Source organism: Hydrogenobaculum sp., assembly GCF_049967395.1.
Taxonomy (GTDB): domain Bacteria; phylum Aquificota; class Aquificia; order Aquificales; family Aquificaceae; genus Hydrogenobaculum.
The window spans coordinates 1-2,806 of record NZ_JBMFST010000084.1 but is presented as its reverse complement, the minus strand read 5'-3'; the positions used below and the strand labels follow the sequence as shown (position 1 = coordinate 2,806).

4 protein-coding genes and 1 tRNA gene are annotated in these 2,806 nt (G+C 35.7%); 1 reads left to right on the top strand and 4 read right to left on the bottom strand.

All coding sequences use genetic code 11. The features are described 5' to 3' along the window. Positions 1-308: 308 nt before the first annotated feature. The 3 genes from ACP5S8_RS08055 to hisC form a co-directional block, all read right to left on the bottom strand. Positions 309-395 (bottom strand) — tRNA-Ser (locus ACP5S8_RS08055). 27 nt (positions 396-422) lie between these two features. Next, positions 423-740 carry a winged helix-turn-helix transcriptional regulator gene (locus ACP5S8_RS08050; protein WP_461871264.1) on the bottom strand — a complete coding sequence of 106 codons (318 nt, stop codon included), beginning with the start codon at positions 738-740 and terminating at the stop codon, positions 423-425. Further along, complete coding sequence (hisC, locus tag ACP5S8_RS08045) at positions 737-1,774, bottom strand: histidinol-phosphate transaminase (protein ID WP_461876426.1); 1,038 nt, start codon at positions 1,772-1,774, stop codon at positions 737-739. Before hisC ends, ACP5S8_RS08050 begins: the two co-directional genes overlap by 4 nt. Positions 1,775-1,813: 39 nt before the next feature. On the opposite strand from hisC, the gene purE reads away from it, so the two are divergent. Next, positions 1,814-2,278: a 5-(carboxyamino)imidazole ribonucleotide mutase gene (purE, locus tag ACP5S8_RS08040; protein ID WP_461872089.1), complete on the top strand. Its 465-nt coding sequence runs from the start codon at positions 1,814-1,816 to the stop codon at positions 2,276-2,278. A gap of 225 nt (positions 2,279-2,503) precedes the next feature. Here the strand turns inward: purE and lepB are convergent. Continuing rightward, the coding region (gene lepB, locus ACP5S8_RS08035; protein WP_461876425.1) for a signal peptidase I at positions 2,504-2,806 on the bottom strand (303 nt) is incomplete at its 5' end.

Below are 2,806 nucleotides of genomic sequence, written 5' to 3'. Positions count from 1 at the left end.
TAGTTTTGAAGGAGATTGTTGGTAAGATAATACAATAAACATCATAATTTGTGTGCCACAATACAATGACACAGTGTTTATTAAACAAACATTCTACAACGTTAACACTACGAATTATCAATACCTTATATTTTACAACAGTCCAGAAATCATTAATAATCAGACTGTGACATAAATGTGACATAACGAGTTTAGGTGAATTAAAATAAGTTGATAATAAAGTAAATATGCTTGATGATTAAAGACATACGGAAAGCAAAGATTGTTCAGCAATGGCTTTTATAATATTAATTTTCAAAAGATTTAAACGGAGAGGGAGGGATTCGAACCCCCGGTGGGCGTCAACCCACAAGTGATTTCAAATCACCCGCTTTCGGCCACTCAGCCACCTCTCCTAAACTATATTATTTTATCAAAAATCTTTAAGAGTTTTTATAGTTTTTAATATACTCTTCACCCCATTGATGCAATATATCTAAAACAGGTTTTAAACTCTCTCCAAGAGGCGTAAGAAAGTATTCCACTTTCGGTGGAATTTCAGGATATACTTTCCTCTCTATGAGGCCGTAACACTCTAACTCTCTTAGTTGTTTGGTGAGCATTTTTTGAGTTACCTCTGGCATAGACTTTTTTAGTTCCGAAAAGCGCTTTTTGCCCGTCAAGAGTTCTTTTATGATAAGTAGCTTCCATTTGCCATTCAATATGTTTAGTGTTATACTTACTGGACATTCCTCACTCATACGGCTATTTCTTTTAAAGCTTTTATAAGAGCGTCGTTTTCTTCTTTCTTACCAACGCTTATCCTTATATGGTTTTCAAGGTTTGGGAGGTAAGATATGTTTCTTGTTAAAATACCTTTTTGTATAAGGCTTTTATGAACAAAATCTGCATCTTTTACCTTGATCAGGAAAAAGTTTGCACAAGAATCGTATACTTTTATACCTTCTATCTCAGAAAGAGCTTCTTTTAGCCTATGCCTTTCATCTATTAAAGCTTTTATTTGATTTTTGATGTTGTCTATGTGGTTTGAAATGATGTAATCTGCCATAGCTTGAGATGTGGATGATACGTTAAAAGGCATCTTTAACTTAGAGATTTCTCTTATAAACTCTTTTGTACCTATAAGAGCGCCAACTCTCAAAGATGCAAGACCTATTTTGGACAAAGTTCTCATAACCGCTATTTTTTCATCTCTCACAGCATCTTTTATATAAGTTTTACCACAAAAATCATAATACGCCTCATCTATCACAGTGAAAGTGTGCTTTCTTATAAACGCTATATCTTCATCATCAAACAAATTACCGGTGGGATTATTTGGATTTGATATAAAAGCTAAAGAAGGTTTGCTCTCAACAGCTTTAAGAAGAGCATTTTTTTCCATCTGAAAATTCTTATCTAACGTTACCTCACTTATAGGTCTTCCAAGTGCATTTGCTATAACTTCATACATTGGAAACGTTGGTTTTGGTATCAGTACCTCTTCATCAAGCTCTCCTATTGCAAGCATAAGATACTGTATGGCTTCATCAGAGCCGTTGCAAACCATTATATTTTCCGGCTCTACGTCGTAAAGCTTTGCCAAGGTTTGCCTTAGCTTTGTAGCATGCGGGTCTGGGTATCTGTTAAACTCTATGGATTTTATAACATCTAAAAGCTCCAACTTTATAGACTCATCCAAATCAAAAGGGTTTTCGTTGGAAGAAAGCTTTATATTGCAAGGAGTTGTCTCTGTTTTATAGGCTTTTAAAAGCTTAATCCTTTTGCTAAACATCTTCTTATTATAACATTTTAATAGATTATAATATGTAGAATGATAGGCATAATAATGGGAAGTTCGTCGGATTGGGAATATATGGAAGAGGCGGCAAAGGTGTTGGAAGAGTTTGAAGTCCCTTACGAGAAAAAGGTAGTTTCCGCTCACAGGACTCCAGATTTGATGTATGAATACGCTAAGACAGCAAAAGAAAGAGGCATAGAAGTGATAATAGCAGGTGCTGGCGGAGCTGCTCATTTACCTGGCATGGTGGCATCCATTACAACGCTTCCAGTAATAGGTGTCCCAATCCCCACAAAGCACCTTATGGGCGTTGATTCTCTTTACTCTATAGTCCAGATGCCAAAAGGTATACCAGTGGCTACCGTCGCCATTGGAAACGCTCACAACGCTGCTCTTTTAGCCGTAAGAATACTTTCTATCAAATACGATTATCTTTTTGAAAAGCTTAAAAACTACCAAAATGCCTTAAAAGAGAAGGTTTACAACATGATTATCTAGTTAAGCTTATTATGATATTGAAGGAGTTGGAAGTTTTAAAAAATAAAACATATAATTACTAAAGTTAACCTCTTTTGCTTATTGTTTTATAGCTTTTAGCATAGCTACACCAACAGGTTCTACATATGAATATGCTGAAGATATCAACAGTGCCGTTTTCTACTCTTATAAAATCACGTATTTGCTAATAAACATTATCAAAGGTTAAATCTCTTCCCACAACAATCACCTTCTCATCAGCTGCATACCTATTCTATCTATCCTTGGGCTTATAAGGGCTAGAAGGAGCTGTCTTATACCGATTAGAGGGTTGTTTTCAGCGGTGGTAAGAGAAGGGACATGACCAGAAAAATAAATCACAAAAGCATCGCCTATTAAGTCTTTTCTTGGTACGAAACCCCAATATCTGCTGTCTTCTGAGTTGTCTCTATTGTCTCCCATCACAAAATAATCTCCGGGTGGAACCACTACATCTACGTCTCTTCTTGGTACAAAAGGATGTTTGTAAATGGCTATGAGATGTTTTCT

What these genes read in the sequence shown, in the direction of transcription:
- hisC (WP_461876426.1), bottom strand. Translation starts at nt 1,774, where the DNA reads ATGTTTAGCAAAAGGATTAAGCTTTTAAAAGCCTATAAAACAGAGACA.
- ACP5S8_RS08050 (WP_461871264.1), bottom strand. Translation starts at nt 740, where the DNA reads ATGAGTGAGGAATGTCCAGTAAGTATAACACTAAACATATTGAATGGC.
- purE (WP_461872089.1), top strand. Translation starts at nt 1,814, where the DNA reads ATGATAGGCATAATAATGGGAAGTTCGTCGGATTGGGAATATATGGAA.